General features: G+C 36.9%; 18 protein-coding genes. 12 read left to right on the forward strand and 6 right to left on the reverse strand.

The genetic code is table 11. The annotated features are described in order from the left end of the window. Window positions 1–87 precede the first annotated feature (87 nt). From ABIB30_RS04675 to ABIB30_RS04695, 5 genes are all read left to right on the forward strand, one after another. Window positions 88–3,402 (forward strand): DUF4175 family protein, encoded by a 3,315-nt coding sequence (locus ABIB30_RS04675; RefSeq protein WP_354299674.1) that lies wholly within the window; start codon window positions 88–90, stop codon window positions 3,400–3,402. Window positions 3,403–3,412: 10 nt separating this feature from the next. Beyond that, complete coding sequence (gene ybeY / locus ABIB30_RS04680; RefSeq protein ID WP_354299676.1) at window positions 3,413–3,865, forward strand: rRNA maturation RNase YbeY; 453 nt, start codon at window positions 3,413–3,415, stop codon at window positions 3,863–3,865. A 504-nt stretch (window positions 3,866–4,369) separates the two neighbouring features. Next, on the forward strand, window positions 4,370–6,244 hold the full coding sequence (locus ABIB30_RS04685) for an ABC-F family ATP-binding cassette domain-containing protein (protein WP_354299678.1): 1,875 nt from the start codon (window positions 4,370–4,372) through the stop codon (window positions 6,242–6,244). Window positions 6,245–6,405: 161 nt separating this feature from the next. Next, complete coding sequence (gene mnmG, locus ABIB30_RS04690; RefSeq protein ID WP_354299681.1) at window positions 6,406–8,268, forward strand: tRNA uridine-5-carboxymethylaminomethyl(34) synthesis enzyme MnmG; 1,863 nt, start codon at window positions 6,406–6,408, stop codon at window positions 8,266–8,268. A 144-nt stretch (window positions 8,269–8,412) separates the two neighbouring features. Continuing rightward, entirely contained in the window at window positions 8,413–10,047 is a 1,635-nt protein-coding gene (locus ABIB30_RS04695; protein ID WP_354299683.1) for an Ig-like domain-containing domain, read from the forward strand. 1 nt (window position 10,048) lies between these two features. Here the strand turns inward: ABIB30_RS04695 and ABIB30_RS04700 are convergent, their stop codons facing one another. After that, on the reverse strand, window positions 10,049–10,558 hold the full coding sequence (locus ABIB30_RS04700; protein WP_354299686.1) for a gamma carbonic anhydrase family protein: 510 nt from the start codon (window positions 10,556–10,558) through the stop codon (window positions 10,049–10,051). A 12-nt stretch (window positions 10,559–10,570) separates the two neighbouring features. Then, on the reverse strand, window positions 10,571–12,157 hold the full coding sequence (nadB, locus tag ABIB30_RS04705; RefSeq protein ID WP_354299688.1) for an L-aspartate oxidase: 1,587 nt from the start codon (window positions 12,155–12,157) through the stop codon (window positions 10,571–10,573). A gap of 398 nt (window positions 12,158–12,555) precedes the next feature. On the opposite strand from nadB, the gene nadA reads away from it, so the two are divergent. Together nadA and thiL are read left to right on the forward strand one after the other, a co-directional pair. Beyond that, window positions 12,556–13,548, forward strand: a complete 993-nt coding sequence (gene nadA, locus ABIB30_RS04710) for a quinolinate synthase NadA (RefSeq protein ID WP_354299690.1) — start codon at window positions 12,556–12,558, stop codon at window positions 13,546–13,548. 110 nt (window positions 13,549–13,658) lie between these two features. Beyond that, window positions 13,659–14,699, forward strand: a complete 1,041-nt coding sequence (gene thiL / locus ABIB30_RS04715) for a thiamine-phosphate kinase (protein WP_354299692.1) — start codon at window positions 13,659–13,661, stop codon at window positions 14,697–14,699. Here thiL and ABIB30_RS04720 read toward each other — a convergent pair. After that, complete coding sequence (locus ABIB30_RS04720) at window positions 14,689–16,017, reverse strand: DNA recombination protein RmuC (protein ID WP_354299694.1); 1,329 nt, start codon at window positions 16,015–16,017, stop codon at window positions 14,689–14,691. The genes thiL and ABIB30_RS04720 overlap by 11 nt on opposite strands. Window positions 16,018–16,335: 318 nt before the next feature. Between ABIB30_RS04720 and ABIB30_RS04725 the strand changes: the two genes are divergently transcribed. Further along, complete coding sequence (locus ABIB30_RS04725; RefSeq protein ID WP_354299696.1) at window positions 16,336–17,031, forward strand: zinc metallopeptidase; 696 nt, start codon at window positions 16,336–16,338, stop codon at window positions 17,029–17,031. On the opposite strand, the gene apaG is transcribed toward ABIB30_RS04725, so the two are convergent. Both apaG and dusB read right to left on the reverse strand, forming a co-directional pair. Continuing rightward, window positions 17,028–17,414, reverse strand: coding sequence for a Co2+/Mg2+ efflux facilitator ApaG/CorD (apaG, locus tag ABIB30_RS04730; RefSeq protein WP_354299698.1), 387 nt, complete (start codon window positions 17,412–17,414; stop codon window positions 17,028–17,030). The genes ABIB30_RS04725 and apaG overlap by 4 nt on opposite strands. 44 nt (window positions 17,415–17,458) lie before the next feature. Further along, entirely contained in the window at window positions 17,459–18,466 is a 1,008-nt protein-coding gene (gene dusB, locus ABIB30_RS04735; RefSeq protein ID WP_354299700.1) for a tRNA dihydrouridine synthase DusB, read from the reverse strand. 53 nt (window positions 18,467–18,519) lie between these two features. Between dusB and ABIB30_RS04740 the strand changes: the two genes are divergently transcribed. From ABIB30_RS04740 to ABIB30_RS04755, 4 genes are read left to right on the forward strand one after another with little or no spacing between them, the layout of a single operon-like run. Next, the gene (locus tag ABIB30_RS04740) at window positions 18,520–19,452 is read left to right on the forward strand and encodes a CPBP family intramembrane glutamic endopeptidase (protein ID WP_354299702.1); all 933 of its coding nucleotides are present in this window, start codon (window positions 18,520–18,522) and stop codon (window positions 19,450–19,452) included. Next, window positions 19,433–19,642: a putative signal transducing protein gene (locus ABIB30_RS04745; protein ID WP_068404701.1), complete on the forward strand. Its 210-nt coding sequence runs from the start codon at window positions 19,433–19,435 to the stop codon at window positions 19,640–19,642. Before ABIB30_RS04740 ends, ABIB30_RS04745 begins: the two co-directional genes overlap by 20 nt. After that, window positions 19,639–20,448, forward strand: a complete 810-nt coding sequence (locus tag ABIB30_RS04750; RefSeq protein WP_111632777.1) for a phosphatidate cytidylyltransferase — start codon at window positions 19,639–19,641, stop codon at window positions 20,446–20,448. Before ABIB30_RS04745 ends, ABIB30_RS04750 begins: the two co-directional genes overlap by 4 nt. Before the next feature lie 6 nt (window positions 20,449–20,454). Then, on the forward strand, window positions 20,455–21,102 hold the full coding sequence (locus tag ABIB30_RS04755) for a hypothetical protein (RefSeq protein ID WP_354299705.1): 648 nt from the start codon (window positions 20,455–20,457) through the stop codon (window positions 21,100–21,102). A gap of 29 nt (window positions 21,103–21,131) precedes the next feature. Here the strand turns inward: ABIB30_RS04755 and ABIB30_RS04760 are convergent, their stop codons facing one another. Beyond that, window positions 21,132–21,344: a DUF3820 family protein gene (locus tag ABIB30_RS04760; protein ID WP_354299707.1), complete on the reverse strand. Its 213-nt coding sequence runs from the start codon at window positions 21,342–21,344 to the stop codon at window positions 21,132–21,134. Window position 21,345: the final 1 nt, after the last annotated feature.

Consider the following 21,345-nt stretch of genomic DNA (forward strand, 5'->3'; position numbering starts at 1 on the left):
AAAAAGAACAATTACATTCGTTCTCTGTACAAGGCTTTTCTATCTTTAAATTCAGAAACAGCTTAAACGGGCTTTTAAATAGCAGAAATGGATAGCAATTACAGCCTTTTAATTTCAAAGATTAATGAATTTAAGCAGCGGTTTTATCTTAATAAACTGCTTCATGGCCTTATTTATACACTTGCTCTTTTATTTGCCCTTTACCTTTTCTTATTTGTACTGGTGTATTATCTGCACCCTGCACCCCTGGTTAAAACTATCCTCTTCTTTTCTTATTTGTTAATCTTGCTGGTTTCTATAACCGTTGGCATTATTAAACCCGCTCTTGCTTATTTCAGGCTAAGTAAGACTATTAGCTTAGAGGAGTCGGCAACACTTATAGGAAACCATTTTGAGCCCGTGCGTGATAAATTGCTGAATACTTTGCAGCTTAAAGCCCTGGCAGATTTATCTCCTGAGCATAATGAGTTAATTTTAGCAGGAATAAACCAGAAGATCAGTGAATTAACACCTGTTCCATTTAGCAAAGCGATTAACCTTGGGGATAATAAAAAACTAATCAAGTATTTTGTAGTTCCGCTGGTATTAATTATCACTATAGGAATCGTAGCTCCTGCTGTTTTAAAAGAAGGGACCAAGAGCTTTGTTAAGTATGATCAGGAGGTTTTACCAGTAGCTCCTTTTGATTTTATATTGCTCAATAAGGCTCTTGTAGTAACGCAGGGGGACGATTTACAGCTAAATCTCAAAATAGACGGAGATCAACTCCCGCAAGAAGTATATTTAAAAGAGGGACTTAATACTTTTAAACTGGAAAAAAAAACAAATAGTAGCTTTCATTATACTTTAAAAAACCTGCAAAAAACACAACAGATCCGCTTTAGTGCAGGTGGCTTTGATTCCAGGCCTTATACCCTGACTATTAAACCCAGACCAGCTGTTTTAACGCTGGAGGCGCGTTTGAGCTACCCTTCTTATTTGAAGAAAAAGAATGAAACGATTTCCAATGCTGGAGATTTAACCCTACCGGAAGGCACTGCTGTCACCTGGATTGTCTCTACTGAAAATACGAAACAATTATTATTTGCATTAGGTAACCAGCTTCGGGAACTTCCTGTGGAAAATAATTCAGCGGAGTTTAAAGCTGTACTCAAAAAAAGCCAGGACTACCGGGTTGTCCCTAAAAATGAATTTTCTATACATCAGGATTCGATCAGCCATAAAATTGAGGTAATTGCAGATCTTTCTCCTGCTATAGAAGTGAAAGAAACTGCGGATTCACTGAGCCGAAAAGCTTTATATTTTACCGGTAATATTCATGATGACCATGGTTTCAGCGCTTTAAAATTCGTTTATACGCTTAAAGAAAATGGCATCGCGAAAAAAACAGTACAAACAGGTATTCCTGTGAAGGCTAATCAGCTGGAGAATTCTTTCTTTTATTTTTGGAATCTCAAAAATATTGAGATTAAACCTGGTCAGCTATTAGAATATTACCTTGAGGTAGCGGATAATGATGCAGTGAATGGGCCTAAAAAAAGCCGAACCGCAGTCAGGATTTATGAGCAGCCTACCGCTAGTCAATTGGAAAAACAGACTAATACCGCAAGCAGTCAATTGAAACAGAAAATGGAGTCGGCAATTAAACTGGCCGGTCAGGTAGAGAAAGAAAGCAAGAAACTGGGAGAAACATTATTGGATAAAAAGGAGCTCACTTTTGAGGATAAGGAAGATATCGGGCAGTTAATGGAAAAGCAGAAGAAGTTAGAGGCTGTTGTAAAGGAAATTCAGGAGGCTAAACAGAAAAGCACTTTCAATTCTACAGAGAATGATGATTTAAAGAAAGAATTAGCAGAAAAGCAGAAAAAAATAGATGATTTGTTTAACAATGTTCTTGATCCTAAAACCAAAGAGCTACTCGAAAAACTGCAAAGCCTGGTTACTCAGAATAATAAAGATCAGACGCAACAGGAGCTGAGCAAAATGACCATGGATAATAAATCCTTAAAGAATGAGCTTGACCGGATCCTGGAATTGTATAAGCAATTGGAATTTGAGCAAAATCTGCAAAATAAGATCGACCGCTTAGCTGACCTTGCCAAGGCTCAAAAGGATTTAAGCAAGTCTACTAAAGAACAGAAGAATTCACTGGATGAGTTACAAAAGAAACAGGAAAAGCAACAACAGGAATTTAATGACCTGAAAAAAGAGATGAAAGAACTGGATGCTAAAAACCAGGCTTTGGAAAGACCTAACCCTTTTCAGCCACAGGAAAAAATAGCACAGCAAATTCAGCAGCAACAGCAGCAAAGTCTGGAAAAGTTAACGAAAAACCAAAGACAAAAGGCCTCAGAGCAACAGCAAAAAGCGGGCGATCAACTACAGGAAATGGCCGATCAGCTCAAAGAAGAACAGCAGTCTGCAACTGAAACCGAAAATAATCTACAGGTAGAAGAGTTAAGGCTATTGCTTCAGCATTTGCTAAAAACTTCTTTTGATCAGGAAAAAGTGATGCTTAGTTTAAAGAAAATGGCATTCAATGATCCTGCTTATGTTAGCAATGTCCAGTTACAACGCGGAATAAAAGATAATTTAAAAACGATTTCAGATAGTTTGTCTTCGTTAAGCAAAAGAATTCCTCAGATCCAGACTGCGGTGGGTGAAGAAATGCAGCAGATCAATTTTAACCTGGATAAAAGCCTGGAAAACCTTGCTGAACGCAGGACCTATGAGGCCGTCAAAAATCAGCAGTATACGATGACTTCAATTAATAATCTGGCTTTAATGTTGAATGAAGCACTGGAACAATTGGAAAAAAACAAGAGGAATTCTAAATCTGGTGGAAAAGGAAAGGGGAAACAAGCTATGCAGCAGCTTCAGCAAATGCAGCAGCAGTTGAATAAGAATATGGAACAGGCCAGACAAAAGCTCCAAAAGGAAGGTAAACAAGGAAATGTACCTAAGGGAGAAATGAGTGAAAGTTTTGCAAAAATGGCGCAGCAGCAGCAGATGATCCGCGAAGCTTTACAGAAGCTCAATACAGAACAAAATAAAGATGGAAGTGGTGGTCTGGGTAATTTAAACCAGGTCATTAAAGACATGAAAACGACGGAGTCTGACCTGATCAATAAAAGACTGGAAGACGCAACGATCAAACGTCAGCAAGGCGTACTGACTAAGCTACTGGATGCTGAAAAAGCAAGCAGAGAACAAAGTGAAGATGAGAAAAGAGAAAGCAAAGCCGGAAAAGATTTTCCTCCATCCTATCCTAAATTGTTGGAACAGTTCAAAAAGAAACAAGCTGCTGAACAGGAATTATTACAGAAATTGCCGCCTTCGCTGAATTACTATTACAAAAATAAAATAGCAGACTATTTTAAATTGCTAAATTTGCAGCCGTAAATCGTGAGTCATGAGCAAACCAGCAGTACATTTTTTTTTAGAAGACGTTAAGTATACCCTTAAAAATAAAACAGTAATCAGAAACTGGATCAATGAGACTATCATTGCAGAAGGTTTTCAACTGGAGGAGTTAACGTTTATCCTTTGCTCTGACGAATATCTGCTGGCCATAAACCAGCAATATCTAAATCATGATACTTATACCGACGTGATCACTTTTGATAACTCAGAGGCTCCTGAAATAATTCAGGGAGATATCTTTATTAGTATAGAACGTATCCAGGAAAATGCAAAAGAATTTAAGAGTACGGTACAGCATGAATTGTGCAGAGTAATTATTCATGGTACTTTACACTTATTAGGTTATAAGGATAAGGGAAAAGCAGCGAAAACCCTGATGACGCAGAAAGAAGATCAATATCTGGCTTTATTCAACGCTGCATTGATAAAAACAGCCATATAATTCTGATCGCACTTAAAGATTATCGCATTAGCTCCTGTAAATCAAATACTTACATTTTAGTTTTGAGCCTTAAAACACCGGCCTTATTTAAAGCGCTATAAGCTCATTTTAAAATTTCTTAGACTCATCTGTTCAAAACATCAATAATTTCTTTAAATCGACTATAAAGTGCCGAAAACAGCACATTAAAGTGAGTAGTCATCTGATTTATCGTGTTTTGTCAAATCTTTGCTCTTTAGCCCCATAATCACCTGTCAGCAGGTGCTGATTAATAAAATCAATTCTTTCTTTTTCAGGTTAACCGACAGCTCCTTTCCCCTATAATTTTATCATTCTGATTTTTCAAATCTTCATTACAGCTCTTTTTATATATATACTTATAAATCCGTAGGTTACTGAATTGTAATATAATATTTAGTTGTTTAAACACATGAATATTATACCCACAAATATTGCTTACTTTTGCGGATAATTTCTTATCTGATAATTCGTTAAAAATATACTTTGAGCACATTAATTGCAGCAGAAAATTTAGGCCATGCCTACAACGATGAATGGTTATTCAAAAATTTAACCTTAGGCATCCAGACTGGCCAGCGCGTAGCGTTGGTTGGGATCAACGGAGCTGGTAAAAGCACCCTATTAAAATTACTGGCCGAGCGGTTTACTCCGCTGGAAGGGAAAATAGTAAAAAATAAATTCGTTAAGATTGGCTTTCTGGATCAGGAACCCTCCTTCCCGGATGGATATTCTATCAGTGATTTTATTTTTTCTACAGACAATAAGCAGCAACAGTTAATCAAAGAATATGAAGAACTGATTGAAGATCCAAACCCTGATGAGAAAAAACTTAACCGTTTATACGAAGAGTTAAGCGAACATAATGCCTGGGAATATGAGCATGAAATCAAAACGATTTTAAGCCGTATGGGGATTAATCATCTGCAACAAAAAATTTCAACGCTATCTGGTGGTCAGAAAAAACGTTTGGCACTGGCTAAACTTTTGATTGAAGACCCTGAGATTTATGTATTGGATGAGCCTACGAATCACCTGGACATCGATACGATTGAATGGTTAGAAAAGTTATTGACTTCAGGAAATAAAACAATATTATTAGTAACACATGACAGGTATTTTCTGGATAATGTATGTAATACCATTGTAGAACTGGACAGAGGTAAGATTTATAATTACAATGGGAATTACGCTTATTTCCTTGAAAAAAAATCAGAACGTGAAGCTTCTGATGAGAGTACTTTCCAAAAAAACAAGAATCTCCTGAAGAAAGAATTAGAGTGGATGCGCAGAATGCCTGCGGCAAGAACGACTAAATCTCAATCGAGGATAGATGCTTTTTATGATTTAGAAAGTAAAACTAAACAACGGTCTGATACAGGAAGTGTAACACTGAGCATGAAGATGTCCCGCCAGGGAAATAAAATTCTGGAGCTGGATCACATTGGTCAGTCTTTTGATGAGAAAAAGATAATCAATGATTTCAGTTATACATTCAAGCGTGCAGACCGTATTGGTTTAGCAGGAAAAAATGGAACTGGAAAATCTACTTTACTAAACATTATTACAGGCTTTCAAATTCCGGAAAAAGGGAAAGTAAGCACTGGAGAAACTACTGTTTATGGATATTATAAACAAGGTGGTTTAGCATTTAATGAAAAAGAAAGAGTGATTGATATTGTAAAATCAGATGCCGAATATATCAAGATGGCTGATGGTTCGATGATCTCCGCTTCTCAATTATTAACACTATTCCTCTTCCCTCCTAAAAAGCAACATGGGATGGTAGAAAAGTTAAGTGGTGGGGAGAAAAAGCGGTTACATTTGATGAAGGTTTTGATGCAAAATCCAAACTTCCTGATCTTGGATGAGCCGACCAATGATTTAGATATTGATACTTTAAATGTATTGGAAGAGTTCCTGGAAAACTTCCCGGGAGTATTGATCCTGGTTTCTCACGATAGGTATTTATTAGATAAAATGAGTGAGCAATTATTCATTATGGAAGGTGAAGGTATCGTAAGTATTTACAATGGTAATTATTCTGAATATAGAATTAGCCTGGATACACCTAAAGAAAAAGCAGAAACAAAGTCGAATAAAACCGAACAGAAAACTACTGCTATCCCAGCTAATAAATTAACCTATAAAGAGCAGAAAGAATTAGATGATTCAGAAGCTAAAATAGCAGAGACTGAAAACGAAATTGATAAATTAACTAATTCCCTGCTTTCCATTGATAGCACTAACTATATGGAAATACAAGAAGTAACGAAAGCTATCGAAAAGCTAAATAGTACTTTAGAACACACCATGGAACGTTGGGTAGAGTTATCAGAGAAGACAAATAAAACGACTTAATTAAAGAATCAGTTTAGGTCATTATAAGGCTTTTTAAGGCTTCAGAATGACTAAACAAACCCGTTAAGCCAGCATAAGAATTAACGTTCCACGTGAAACACCAGGGCTCCAGAACAAGAATTACAGACCTTGTTTCACGTGGAACATAAATACAAAATAAGATGTTTAAAGAATATGATGTGATTGTTGTTGGTGCCGGACACGCGGGTTGTGAAGCAGCAGCGGCAGCAGCAAACATGGGATCTTCCGTTTTATTAGTCACCATGAATATGGAGACAATTGCGCAGATGAGCTGCAATCCCGCTATGGGTGGTGTGGCAAAAGGACAAATTGTAAGAGAGATTGATGCCATGGGTGGTTACTCCGGAATCATCAGCGATAAGACTACTTTACAGTTTAGAATGCTGAATTTATCTAAGGGCCCGGCGATGTGGAGCCCACGTGCACAAAACGACAGGAAACGATTTGCGGAAGAATGGAGACTTGCTTTAGAGCGTACACCAAATGTTGATTTCTGGCAAGATATGGTCAGCAGTCTGATCATTGAAAATAACAAAGTAACTGGAGTTAAAACTTCCATTGGTGTAGAGATAAAAGCTAAAAGTGTTGTTTTAACAAATGGTACTTTTCTGAATGGTTTGATCCATATTGGTGAAAAGAAATTTGGTGGTGGCCGTACTGGTGAAAAAGCAGCTACAGGAATTACAGAACAACTAACTTCAATTGGATTTGAAGCTGGCAGAATGAAGACAGGAACTCCCCCACGCGTGGACGGAAGATCTTTGAATTATTCGTTAATGGAAGAACAATGGGGAGATGAAAATCCAGGAAGATTCTCTTACACCAATGTAGAAAGACCAACAGAAAAAAGATGTTGCTGGATTACTTATACCAATAGTAATGTTCACGAAACCTTAAAAGAAGGTTTCGAAAAATCACCAATGTTTACGGGTAGAATTAAAGGTCTTGGCCCAAGATACTGTCCTTCTATAGAAGATAAAATTAACAGGTTTGCTGAAAGAGACAGACATCAGATTTTTGTAGAACCTGAAGGATGGAATACTTGTGAGATTTATGTAAACGGCTTTTCGACTTCACTGCCTGAAGATGTTCAATACAGAGCTTTGATCCAAATACCAGGATTTGAAAATGCAAAGATGTTCAGACCAGGATATGCAATTGAATACGATTACTTCCCACCTACCCAGTTATCTTTAACCTTAGAAACTAAGTTAATTGAGAATCTGTATTTCGCCGGACAAATTAATGGAACTACAGGTTATGAAGAAGCAGCGAGCCAGGGATTCATTGCCGGAATTAATGCGCACTTAAAAATTAATGAGAAAGCGCCATTAATTATGAAACGTTCAGAATCCTATATAGGTGTTTTAATTGATGACCTGGTAACTAAAGGAACTGAAGAGCCATATCGCATGTTTACTTCCAGAGCTGAGCACAGATTATTGCTGCGTCAGGATAATGCAGATATCAGGCTCTCCCCTATTGGTCATGCTTTAGGACTAATTAGTGACGAGCGCCTGGCCATTGTTCATCAGAAAATTTCGAACTCAGATAATATCGTTGCTTTCACCCGCAAACAAGGAATCGAAATGACTGAAGCTAATGACATGCTGGAAACTTTAGGTTCAACACCTTTAGCACAAAATGTTAAAATTGTCAGTGTACTTGGCAGGCCTCAGGTTGGAATTGACGACCTGAGAAAGGTGAGTAAAAGTCTTGATGAATACTTAGCTCCATTCGATCAGGAAACTATTGAACAAGCTGAGATCAAAGTGAAATATGAAAGTTACTTTCTAAAAGAACAGGAGATCGTCAACAAAATGCAAAAGATGGAAGACAAAGATATCAATCCGGATTTTGATTATTCATCGTTAGGGTCGCTGTCAAAAGAGGCCAGAGAGAAATTATTGAAGATAAAACCACGTACATTAGGACAAGCATCACGAATTTCGGGGGTTTCTCCTTCAGACATTTCAGTTTTGATGGTACACATTAGCAAATAAAATATAATTAATTGACAATCAACTAATTACAAACAAGAATAACACAGTCTGAAAGCAGCTTATTTTAAAGCGATATAAGAAGCTTTCAGACTTTTTACATTATAGTTATTAAAAAGGTTAAAGATTCTATTACATCGCACATAAATGGCCAAAAACAGCTTATTAAAGATTGCAAGGAGTTTATTTTATACATTTTCAGGAATTTCCCTGATTTATGGTTGCGCGAGCATTGGACCGGGCCCTCAGGGAGGCCCAAAAGATAAAACTCCGCCAAAGGTGCTTTCTATGACCCCAAAAAATTTAACCAGAAATTTTAAGGCCAAGAAAATCATTATCCAGTTTGATGAGTATTTCAAATTGACTGATCAATATAAGCAGTTCTCGATTTCTCCGGACGTTGAGGTGATGCCCACTTTAAAAATTAAGGATAAGTCACTGGAAATTACTTTCACAGATTCTCTGGAAAAGAACACGACCTATACGCTTAATTTTGGTAAGGCAGTTGGTGATGTGAATGAAGGCAATGTGATTAAAAACCTGACTTATGTTTTTTCAACCGGAGCTTCTCTGGATTCTCTGAGTATTTCAGGTAACATCAAAGAATCACAAACAGGTAAGCCGCTGATCGAAGGTGTCGCTTTTGTTCTGCCCCTATCAAGGGATAGTATTTTCGGAAAAAAGAAAGCTTCAATTTATACGTTAACGGACAGTAGCGGGAATTATAAAATCAATAATTTAAGAGCAGATACTTATAAAGTTTATGCACTGAAAGAACAAAGCAGTGATAAGATTTACCAGCAAAGTTCTGATGAAATTGGTTTTGTTAAAGAACCTCTGGTTCTGAAAAAAGATACCCAAAATGTAAATATGCTGGTCTTTAAAGAAGACGCAATACTTTTCAGGATCAATGATAGAAGGCTAAATGCAGATGGAAGTATTTCGATGAACTTCAATCAGAAACTAAAAAACCCAGAAATTGTAGTGACGGAACCTAAAAATCTGGACGCCACTAAATTAGTTAAATTCAATAAAAATGGTGATTCCGTAAAGGTTTGGTTAGCAGATTTAAGCTTTGATTCTGCAAAAGTAAGTGTCACTAATGAGGGAAAATTACTGCAAACAGTTACTTTTAACAGGGGTAAAAAAGATACATATAAAAGAACTGTTGTTGCAACGGATAATATCGAAACCAATTTAATCAATCCGAATAAGCCATTTACTTTGACATTTGGGATGCCTATTGAGGCCGTAGATCCATCAAAAATAATTCTGATGGAAGATTCTGTGGTGAAGACAAATTTCACAGTGGTTAAGGATAGTGCAAACTTCCTGGCTTACCATATCATGTACCCCTGGCAAGCAAATAACATTTATGAAATCAAGTTTGGTGATGGTGCTTTTACCGGGCTGTTTGCGACAAAAAGTAAAGAGTTTTTAAAGAAATTCCAGCTGGCAAAGAAGGACGATTACGGAACTTTACAAGTAAAAATAATTGTTCCTGAACCTAATAAGCAGTATCTCCTGGAAATTACCAACGAAGCTAAAGCATTGGTAAATAATCTGGTGGTATCCAGAGACACCACCGTAAAATTCGCGAATTACAGAGCCGGAAGATACTTTATCAGGATCATTTATGACACCAATAAAAATGGCATCTGGGACACTGGTAATGTAAAGTTGGGCATACAGCCAGAGACCATTTATAATGAGCCTAAAGAGCTCTCTATACGGGCTAACTGGGATAGAAATGAGACGATTACACTACCTAAAGAAAAATAGCTTATCTGAACCAGTCTGAATACATAATATAGTTATCTGGTAACTTATTTAATAAAGCCCGTTGCTCTTCAGTAATGGGCTTTATTTTTTTTGCAGGTGTTCCTGCATAGAGAAAACCAGTTTCACAAATTGTATTTTCCAATACAACTGATCCTGCACCAATAATACAATATTCTTCTACCACAGCATTATCCATAATAATGGCACCCATACCAATTAAAACATGGTCTTTAAGGATACAGCCATGTACAATTGCATTATGACCCACTGAGACCCTGTTTCCAATAGTAGTTGCTGCTTTGAGATAAGTAGCATGAATGACTGCACCATCCTGAATGTTACTATCATTTCCGATAGTAATCGTGTTTACATCTCCTCGTATTACTGCATTAAACCATACAGAACAATTCGTTCCGATAGTGACATCCCCTACTATAGTTGCATTTGGCGCAATAAAACAATTATCTCCCCATTTGGGATGTTTATCTAAAACCGGTAAAATAACGGGCATATTCTATATATATTAAAAAATAGTATCAATTAATTCTTCCGCATGGCCAGGGTAATCTGTAGTATAATGTAAACCCCTGCTTTCTTTTCTTGCCATCGCAGATTTTATCACTGTAAAAGCAACTTGTATAACGTTTCTCAATTCACACAATTTAACAGAAACTTTATTGGCTTTGTAAAATTCTTCAGTTTCTTCATGCAGTAAAAATAAACGTCTCATTGCTCTGTCCAGTCTAAAATCTGAACGCACAATTCCTACATAATCGCTCATTAATTTCTGAGTTTCGCGCAGGTTGTGTGTGACCAGAATATCTTCATCAGATTGAATAACTCCATGATCGTTCCATTCCGGAATATTTTCAGGAATAACGCTGTCTTTAAATTTTTCTATAGCATCCAGATAAATGCGATGTGCAAAAACAGGAGCTTCCAGTAACGAATTTGAAGCTAACCGGTTTGCACCATGCAAACCTGTTGAAGAACATTCACCGCAAGCATATAAATTATGAATAGAAGATTTTCCGAATTCATCGACTAAAATTCCACCACACATATAATGTGCAGCTGGAGTAACCGGAATTAAATCTTTAGTCATGTCTATACCTATAGATAAACACTTCGCATAAATATTTGGAAAGTGTGTCAAAATGTCAGTCTTTGAACGATGCCTGATGTCCAGATAAACGAAATCTTCACCCGATTTTTTCATCTCAGAATCTATTGCTCTAGCCACAATATCACGTGGCGCCAATGACCCTCTTTCATCATATTCGTACATAAATTCATCCCCATTCTTACGCCTCAGAACGCCTCCAAAGCCCCTTACAGCTTCCGATATCAGGAAGGATGGATACTCCCCAGGGTTATATAAAGCGGTAGGATGAAACTGAATGAACTCCATATTCCTCAATTTTCCCTTTGCACGGTAAACCATTGCCATCCCATCTCCTGTTGCAATTACTGGATTTGTGGTGCTGGAATACACATGACCAGCGCCACCTGAAGCCAGCACAGTTACCTTTGCTAGTATCTTTTCCACATCGTTAAGCTCTGTGTTAAAGGCATATACACCAAAACAGTTAATAACTTTGGTACTCTTGTCAACAAACTCACCAAGGTGATGTTGGGTAATTAACTCCAAACAGAAGTAATGTGTTAATATCTCTATGTTCGGATTTTCATGAATTTGCTTCAGCAAAACACTCTCAATTTCATATCCGGTAACGTCTTTATAGTGTAAAACTCGGTGCTCTGAGTGTCCTCCTTCCTTCGCAAGATCATAGACGCCTGCGGGGTCCTTGTCAAATTTAATTCCGTAATCTATGATCTCCTGGATACGCTGAGGCCCTTCTTTAACCACGATTTCCACAATTGCCGGATCGCAAAGTCCATCGCCGGCAATTAAAGTATCATGAATATGCTTTTCAAAAGAATCATCTTTATCAACAACTACAGCTACCCCACCCTGGGCGTATTTTGTATTGGATTCATCCTCATTTGATTTTGTTATAATTAAAACTTTACCATGCTTAGCGGCCTTTAAAGCGAAGCTCAAGCCCGCAATCCCCGATCCTATTACTAAAAAGTCTGTATTCTTCATTGAATTGTGCTAAATCCGCCTTGTTGTTAACAACGTTAGAAATATGTTGATTACTTGTCTAAATAAATAGAGTAACTATTTAAGAATGTTTAAAGCTAAGGTAAAATGAGAATTAGACACAATATTTTAAGTTATTTTTCAGCAACTTTGCATGAGTTATTAACTTTTTACTACCAAGTAACTAATAAACATCTGAGTATGGATAAGTTTTTAATCTTAAAAATATCTAATTGTTAATCAGCGGATTTTTTCAAAAAAAAAGTAATTTAATTGTTGATAAGTATAGAACAAGTTATAAAAACGAATAAAAAGCTCAGAGTTACAAACATTACTAACACACTAATAAACAATAGAAATCTATTTATATTAAATAATTATTAATTATTGAAACGTTGAAAATGGATACCTTAGAAGAATTGAACAGAAGAGGATTTGTAGAAGAAAGTATCGACCCAACACTTGATCTTTTTGCGGAAATTGAAAAATTAAAAAAAGAGAAAAATGCGATAATCCTGGCACATTACTACCAAGAGCCTGATATACAGGATGTTGCTGACTATATTGGGGACAGTTTGGGGCTTTCTCAGGAAGCAGCCAGAACAGAGGCAGATGTAATTGTTTTTGCAGGAGTGCATTTTATGGCAGAAACAGCTAAAATTCTCTCACCGGAAAAAAGGGTTTTACTACCAGATTTAAAAGCAGGGTGCTCATTAGCAGATAGTTGTCCGCCACATTTGTTTAAAAAGTTTAAAGAAAAATACCCTGATCACCTGGTAATTACCTACGTGAATTGTACCGCAGAGCTAAAAGCGATGAGTGATATTGTTTGTACCTCAACCAATGCAGTTCAAATTGTAGAAAGCCTGCCAAAAGAGCAGAAGATTATTTTTGGACCAGATAAAAATCTGGGTGCCTGGGTGGCGAAAAAAACTGGCAGGGATCTGGTTTTGTGGAATGGTGCGTGTATGGTTCACGAAATATTTTCAAGAGAGAAAATAACCAAGCTAAAAGAGCGTCATCCGAATGCAAAATTTATTGCGCATCCGGAATGTGAGGAAGCTGTATTACAAATGGCAGATTATATCGGATCTACTACCGGATTGTTAAATTATTCCATCAAAAGTGATGCGAAAGAATTCATTGTAGCTACAGAAAGTGGTATAATTCACCAAATGGAAAAGGCTAATCCGACAAAAACTTTTATTCCGGCCCCGCCGAATAATAATTGTGCTTGTAATGATTGCCCATATATGAAGAGAAATACTTTGGAAAAACTATATCTATGTTTAAAAAATGGGTCACCAGAAGTGACTGTTCCTGAGCATATTATCAGAGAAGCAAGAAAACCAATTGAAAGAATGCTGGAAATATCGGCAAGTCTTGGCTTATAGGAATTGTTAGCTTTTAAACTTTCCTAACAACTGTTAATAAGTTTTAAAACTTAAGAAACAGGGGTAAAAACCTACGGAAAATTCCAGCGGTTAATATTTATAAAAAAAATATGTTTGAGAATAAAGAACGTACAGAATTAGGTGAATTGGGCGAATTTGGTCTGATCGAACACCTGACAAATAATTTTAAAATAAGACACGAAAGTAGTGTCAAAGGGATTGGTGATGATGCTGCGGTATTGCATTCTGGCGATAAGGAAATTTTAATTTCCACAGATTTATTGCTGGAAGGAATCCATTTTGACCTGGCTTATGTACCCCTGATGCACTTGGGATATAAGGCGGTCCAGGTTAATTTAAGCGATATCTACGCAATGAACGGGGTAGCTACTCAAATTACTGTTTCTATTGGAGTTTCGAGTAAATTTCCATTGGAAGCTGTCGAAGAAATTTATAAAGGGATAGAGCTGGCTTGTAATAAGTTCAATATTGATTTAATTGGTGGGGATACCTCTTCGAGCAAACAAGGGTTAGTATTGAGTGTAACGAGCATTGGCTATGCAGCTAAAGAAGATATTTGCTATAGAAACGGTGCCAATGAAGGTGATTTAATTTGTGTGTCTGGTGATTTAGGCGGCGCATATGTAGGGCTTCAGATTTTAGAGAGAGAAAAACAGATTTTCCTGGAAAATCCTGATGTTCAACCTGATCTGGAAGGGAAAGATTATATTATTGAAAGACAATTGAAGCCTGAAGGCAGAAGAGACATTGTGGATCTGCTGGCTCAGATGAAAATTGTACCTACTTCAATGATCGATATTTCTGATGGTTTAGCTTCTGATATTATGCATATCTGCAAGCAATCTGAAAAAGGTTGTACTTTGTATGAAGATAAATTTCCAATTGATCCGATGACTTATGAAACTGCCAGAGAGCTGGGACTTGACCCAACTGTTTGTGCATTAAATGGTGGCGAAGATTATGAATTGTTATTCACGATCAAGCAGGAAGATTATACAAAATTAAAGCATGACGTGGATATTACTGTAATTGGTCATATCACTGATAAAGCTTCAGGTTGTAAAATGATTTCTAAATCAAGTGTTGTTCATGAATTGAAAGCACAGGGCTGGAACGCCTTTAAATTATAGGATTTTCATCCTCTATTAAAGCTGGGTCCAAAAATTTACGATCAATTTGTTTGGTTGTTTTTGCACCCAGCTTTTTTATTTTATCAGCTGTATTAGCCAGGTTTCCTGAGCCGGTAGCTAATTTGCCCATGGCTTTATCGTATGCATCCTGACTCTGCCTGATATTTCTTCCAATACTCTCCATATCAGTTACAAAACCAACAAATTTGTCGTACATACTGCCGCTTAAACGTGCTATTTCCAGTACATTCCGGTTCTGTCTTTCTTGTTTCCAAATGCTCGAAATGGTCCGCAGAGTAGCGAGTAAGGTAGACGGGCTTACAATCACTACTTTTCTTTCCCAGGCATAATTGAAAAGTTCAGCGTCTTTTTGAACTGCAATACCGAACGAGGATTCTATAGGGATAAACAGCAATACAAAATCAGGGGAATTGATCTGATAAAGTGCCTGGTAATTTTTACCAGAAAGATCCTGGATATGATTTTTTAAGGAAAGTAAATGCTGTTTGACAAATATTTCTCTTTCTTCTTCGGTTTCGGCAGTGACATATTTCTCATAAGCAATCAGTGAAACTTTAGAATCGACAACAATGTGTTTATCTTCCGGCAGATCGATAATTACATCGGGTTGTACTCTGTTGCCCGTCGCGGTGCTAAAACTCGATTGTATGCGGTATTCCTGGTCTTTAACAAGTCCTGAACGTTCCAGTACACGTTCCAGGATTACTTCTCCCCAGTTACCTTGCTTTTTATTATCTCCTTTTAGTGCTTTGGTCAGGTTATTTGCGTCTTCTTGTATTTGTCTGCTCTGGTCCATCAGTTGTGAAATGACGCCTTTGAGTATATTGCGTTCGTCTGACTCCGCTTTGTATACCCGGTCGACCTTTTCTTCGAATGCTTTTATATTCTCCTTCAGCGGGCTTAAAATGAGGTCCATGTTCGCTTTATTATTTGCCGTGAATTTTGAAGTTTTCTCCTCAAGTATCTGATTTGCGATATGCTCAAATTCCATTTTGAATTTTTGTTGCAGCTCTGCTATATATTTTTCCTGTTCAGTTTGTTTGTCTACCTGAGCTTTAAGCATTTCTTCTGCTTTTACAGCACGGCTTCTTTCATCCATGAAACCTGTACGCAAATCAATAATTTCGTCTTCTAAGCGTTGCTTTTCTTCTTTGTAATACCCTAAAATCTTTTCATGCTCTGCCTCTTTTAAACATAAAAGATCAGTCTGATTATTAATTACACCTGGCTTTTTTAATAAAATGAAAAAAAGGAAGATGATGACTACGATAAGCAATACTATAATAAGAATATTCATTTGCTAATATTTTTATCAAAAATCTATAATATAAACGATTTTAACAACTATTTTAGTATTTATATAGCCGTGATTACTGTTATTTATGAAGTTTTTAAGGGACATAAAGTTTTTATAGTGAAAATCTGCTCCTTATTTGAAAGAATGAAAAGGGTATTTTTTTAATAAAGAATTAATAAATTAATTATTAAGAGTGTTTTTTAATTATGGTAATGTTTTTTAATCATAGAATAGCTGTTTTATTGAAATATAATTGAAATTCAAGATTATGGGAACAATTTTTGATTTAGCGCAATGGATAAAATGTGATATAAAGAGATGGCAACCTATTTGTTTTTTATAATTCCGATGCTGATTCTAAGCATTTTTGTGCAATGGAAGTTCAGACATAAATTTGCGAGGTACGCGGAAATGCAGTTGAATTCTGGATTTTCAGGACATGAAATTGCAGAAAAAATGCTGCATGATAATGGTATATATGATGTAAGAGTGATGAATGCAGACGGGCAGTTAACCGATCATTATAATCCAGCAGATAAGACTGTTAATTTGAGTACGGACGTATATTATGGAAGAAGTGTTGCAGCCGCAGCCGTAGCTGCTCACGAATGCGGACACGCTGTTCAGCACGCTAAGTCCTATTATTGGCTTCAATTCAGAACTAATATGGTTCCTGTAGTCAGTATATCTTCTAATCTTTTACAATGGGTGTTGATTATAGGTATTTTGCTGATTGGGTTTACGGGTAATCCTTTTGTGCTTGGAATGGGAGTAGCTGGACTGGTGCTGATCACTATATTTAGTTTCATTACTTTGCCAGTTGAATTTGATGCCAGTAAAAGAGCTTTAATATGGCTTAAAAATAATCAGGTAGTAATGCATAGCTATGAAGAAAATGCGCAGGCAAAAGATGCTTTATGGTGGGCAGCAATGACCTACGTAGTAGCTGCCCTTGGTGCATTGTCCAATTTATTATATTACGCTTCCATGTTGTTTGGAAGAAATAAAAATTAATTCAGACGGTAAGGTACAATCAATTGAAATTCAGGAATATCGACTGTAAAATCACTTTCATCTGCAATACGGTGCATCAGGTAATTTCCTGACATCGATCCCATATCTGTTGTTAAATTACATCCCGAAACGTAAGAATAGCTTTCTCCTGGTTCTATAACAGGCTGAATGCCAACAACGCCTTCTCCTTCTACCTCCCTTTGTGTGCCATTGGAATCAAAGATGAACCATTGACGGCGCATTAATTGTATCGAATAATCTGACAGATTTTCTACAGAAATCTGGTAAGCAAACATAAAATGTTCTTTCTCAGGATTGGAATATTCTTCCTGATACACCGTATCTACCGAAATCTTAACGCCTTGTGTAATCGCTGTGACCATTGTAATCTAAATTCTAATCTAATTTATTAAGTGTTTTTCAAAAATCAAGCCATTTCTCCTTCCAGGAGCAGGTGATGATATTTATCTGCCACTTCGTCTAAAATAGCATGAATTATTTCAATATTATCTTCTTTGACCAATAACATTCTATAGTTCTTAAAGTCAGGTAGTCCTTTGAAATAATTGGCATAATGGCGTCTCATTTCGAAAATACCAACTTTTGGTCCTTTCCATGCAATAGATTTATCTAAGTGCGTTCTGCAGACTGAAACTCTTTCTGCAACTGTAGGGCCAGCAAGTTTTTCCCCAGTTTTGAAGAAATGGGCAATTTCTCTGAAAATCCATGGGTAACCAATTGCAGCTCTGCCGATCATGATTCCATCTACTTCAAATTCTCTGCGCCAGTCGAGTGCTTTTTGAGGGCTGTCTATGTCTCCGTTACCGAAAACTGGAATTTTGATTCTTGGATTTCTCTTAATATCTCTGATCATCCGCCAGTCTGCTTCGCCTTTATACATTTGCGATCTTGTCCTTCCGTGAATGGTTAGCGCCTGAATACCAATATCCTGTAGTCTTTCGGCAACCTCATCTACGTTTTTAGTGTTATCATCCCAGCCTAGACGGGTTTTAACAGTAACTGGTAAATGCGTGGCTTTGACTACAGCTTCAGTCATTTTAACCATTTTATCTATATCCTGCAAAAGAGCTGATCCTGCGCCTTTACAAGCTACCTGTTTAACAGGACAGCCATAATTGATATCAATCAGATCTGGTTTGGCCAGGGTAGCAATTTCAGTAGCTTCGTGCATGGTTGATATTTCGCTTCCGAAAATCTGAATACCAATAGGTCTTTCGTACTCAAAAATATCAAGTTTCTGCCTGCTTTTAGCCGCATCGCGTATCAGTCCTTCCGAAGAAATGAATTCTGTGTACATCATATCCACACCACTTTGTTTACATACAAAACGGAAAGGCGGATCGCTTACATCTTCCATCGGTGCCAGCAATAATGGGAATTCTCCCAAGTCAATATTTCCTATCTTTACGGACATTTTTCTATCTTCAATCCAAAATTAAAAGACAAAGGTACAAACTATTCCCAATAATGAATTTCATTTACAACGAGGCGGAAGAAAAGGATGCTTATATACAGCTACTTATGATTCTGTGTTATACGATATTAGGTTTAGTTATAGGCTCAGTTCTAAGTTTAGCTGTAGTAGTGGCCGTTTACGGAACCGATGGTTTAAGTAATGCTGCCGTTTTAATGAGCGGAGATGCCAGTTCTGCAGCTGTCCTTAAAGTTTCACAGGTTTTAACTACCGGCTGTATGTTCATTTTACCGCCTTTAATGCTTGCCTGGACTGAAAAGATTAAAATCAGTAATTTTTATAGTTTTAAAAAACCAACGGCTTCTCTTCTTTTTTTAGTCTTTTTGATCATGCTTTGTTCCATGCCTTTAATGGAGTGGGTTGGTTTGGCTAATCAAAAAATGGTGCTTCCGGAATTTCTTAAACCACTTGAAAACTGGATGCGGAGTAAGGAGGATGAAGCGATGAAAATGACAATTTTATTATTAAAAACGAAGAATATCTCTGACTTTTTGATAAATATTCTGGTCATCGCTTTACTACCGGCCATCGGAGAGGAACTGATGTTCAGAGGAGGGATTCAACGGTCATTTACTAAAATGTTCAAGAATCCGCATGTGGCTATCTGGATTTCTGCTTTTATTTTCAGTGCAATACATCTTCAGTTTTTTGGTTTTTTCCCCAGGTTATTTTTAGGGGCGGCATTTGGTTACATTTATTGGTGGACGGGTAGTTTATGGTATGCTATGCTGGCGCACTTTTTGAACAACGCCTATGCAGTTAGTGTAGCCTGGTATTTGCAAAAGCATAACATTCCTTTAACCGAAGCGGATAATTCTTCAAATTTTCCATGGTATGCATATGTTATTAGTTTAATTTTGAGCATATTTTTATTTAAGTATTTAAAAAACAAAACCACATCGGGCAATGGAAAACAATTGGGTTAAGGTTTATACCACAGAAAATCCTGTGACGGCAGAGATTATCAAACAAGGATTAATAGAAAATGATATTGCTGCGGTAATTATGAATAAAAAAGATTCTTCTTATCAGACTTTCGGTGTGATTGAAGTATTGGTGAATCAAAAGGATTTTGATGCTGCGGATACTTATATAAAATCTACGGAAACAGAATGAAAACCAGAGCAATAACAGCCTTCTTTTTTACGATTGTGATGTTAGGCTCTATTTTTCTGGGGGCCTTGACTTTTACTTTCTTTTACCTGTTTTTAAGTGTTTTTTCTCTGGCAGAATTTTATAAACTGATCAAAACATCTGGAATCAGGCCGCATCGGAATATCGGTTTGGTGGTGAGTGCATTTATATTTTTAATCACTGCAGGTTACCATTTGTATCAGTTTGATACCAAATACTTATTGTTGTTGATCCCGCTGGTTTCCGCAGTTTTCCTGGGCGAACTTTACAAGAAAGATAAGATTCCATTTGGCAATATTGCTTATACTTTTGTAGGCTTTGTTTATGTGACCGTTCCTTTCTGTTTTTTCTATTCTTTAGCGTTTATACAAGATTTCAAAACACATAATTATCATTTGCCGCTGGCTTTTTTGCTCTTGTTATGGGCTAGTGATACCGGTGCTTACTTATTTGGCAGAAAACTAGGAAGTCATAAGTTATTTGAGCGTCATTCTCCGAAAAAAACATGGGAAGGATTCTTTGGCGGTATGCTGACCAGTGTTTTAGTTTCTTTTGTAATTTCTTTGTTTTTTACTGAAATACCATTTTTGGTTTGGGCTGGAATGGCTGTTTTAATTGTAAGTTTTGGTACGCTTGGAGATCTGGTAGAATCGATGCTTAAAAGAAGTTTAAATGCAAAGGATTCGGGTACACTTTTACCTGGACATGGTGGTTTACTGGACAGATTTGATGGGTTATTGATTGCGGCGCCTGTTGTTTTTGCCTATTTGTACCTTGTTTTAAATTAATTTCTGATGAATAAATTTGCTTATTTTATTTTGCTTCTATTAGCAGTTTCTGCCGGCTGTACTCAAGAATCCGGGGCTGGAAAAAATGGTTCAGACGGTACAAAGAATAAAGGAATGCAAGCACAAAATGATACTTCACTTGCTGCTAAACGCATTTTGATGATTGCTGAATTGAAAAAGATGCAGCAGGCTTTCATTGCAAAAGATGTGAATCAGATTGAAAAGTATTTTGATTTTCCACTGGCTGATAGTACAATGTCCATGTTTGATGTCAATGAAGACTTTGATCAGGTAAGAAAAGCGAACGGCGGAATGATCAGCAGAACACTTTTTATCAAAAACTTTAATGATATCTACGATTACTTTCAAATGGGTGGCATTAATGACCTTTTTAAGGCCGTTAATATTGCTGAGTTAAAGGATAAGACCAGATTAGAAAATGAATCGCATGTGGAAGACGAGGGCTGTTATTCTTTCTATGTAGTCCAGATTGACGGGGATACTGTAAGTCTGCAATATGGAACAAATTCAGATCCCAAATACAGGGAAGCGCATCCGGATCAGGAAGAAGTTTGTGGCGAATCTGCGCAGCAATGGACTTTCAAATTAGAAGGAGGCCGTTTGCGTTTTATCAAAGAAATAACCGCTGGATAAATTGATCCAGCAGTTATTTTATGTTTGATTTATCTTGTTCTCAATGGTTTTAACAGATATTCTAGTCCGTTTAGCCTGATTTCATACATGGTTCCGATCAATTCTCCAAGCTTACCTGGAGGAAGACCCTGGTTATTAAACCAGATCAGATACGACTCTGGTAAGTCGCAGATTATTTTGTCTTTGTATTTGCCAAAAGGCATCCTGAAGGTAACCAGATCGTTCAATAGTTGTGGGTTCATC

The sequence above is a fragment of the Pedobacter sp. UYP1 genome, from assembly GCF_040547305.1.
Lineage (GTDB): Bacteria > Bacteroidota > Bacteroidia > Sphingobacteriales > Sphingobacteriaceae > Pedobacter.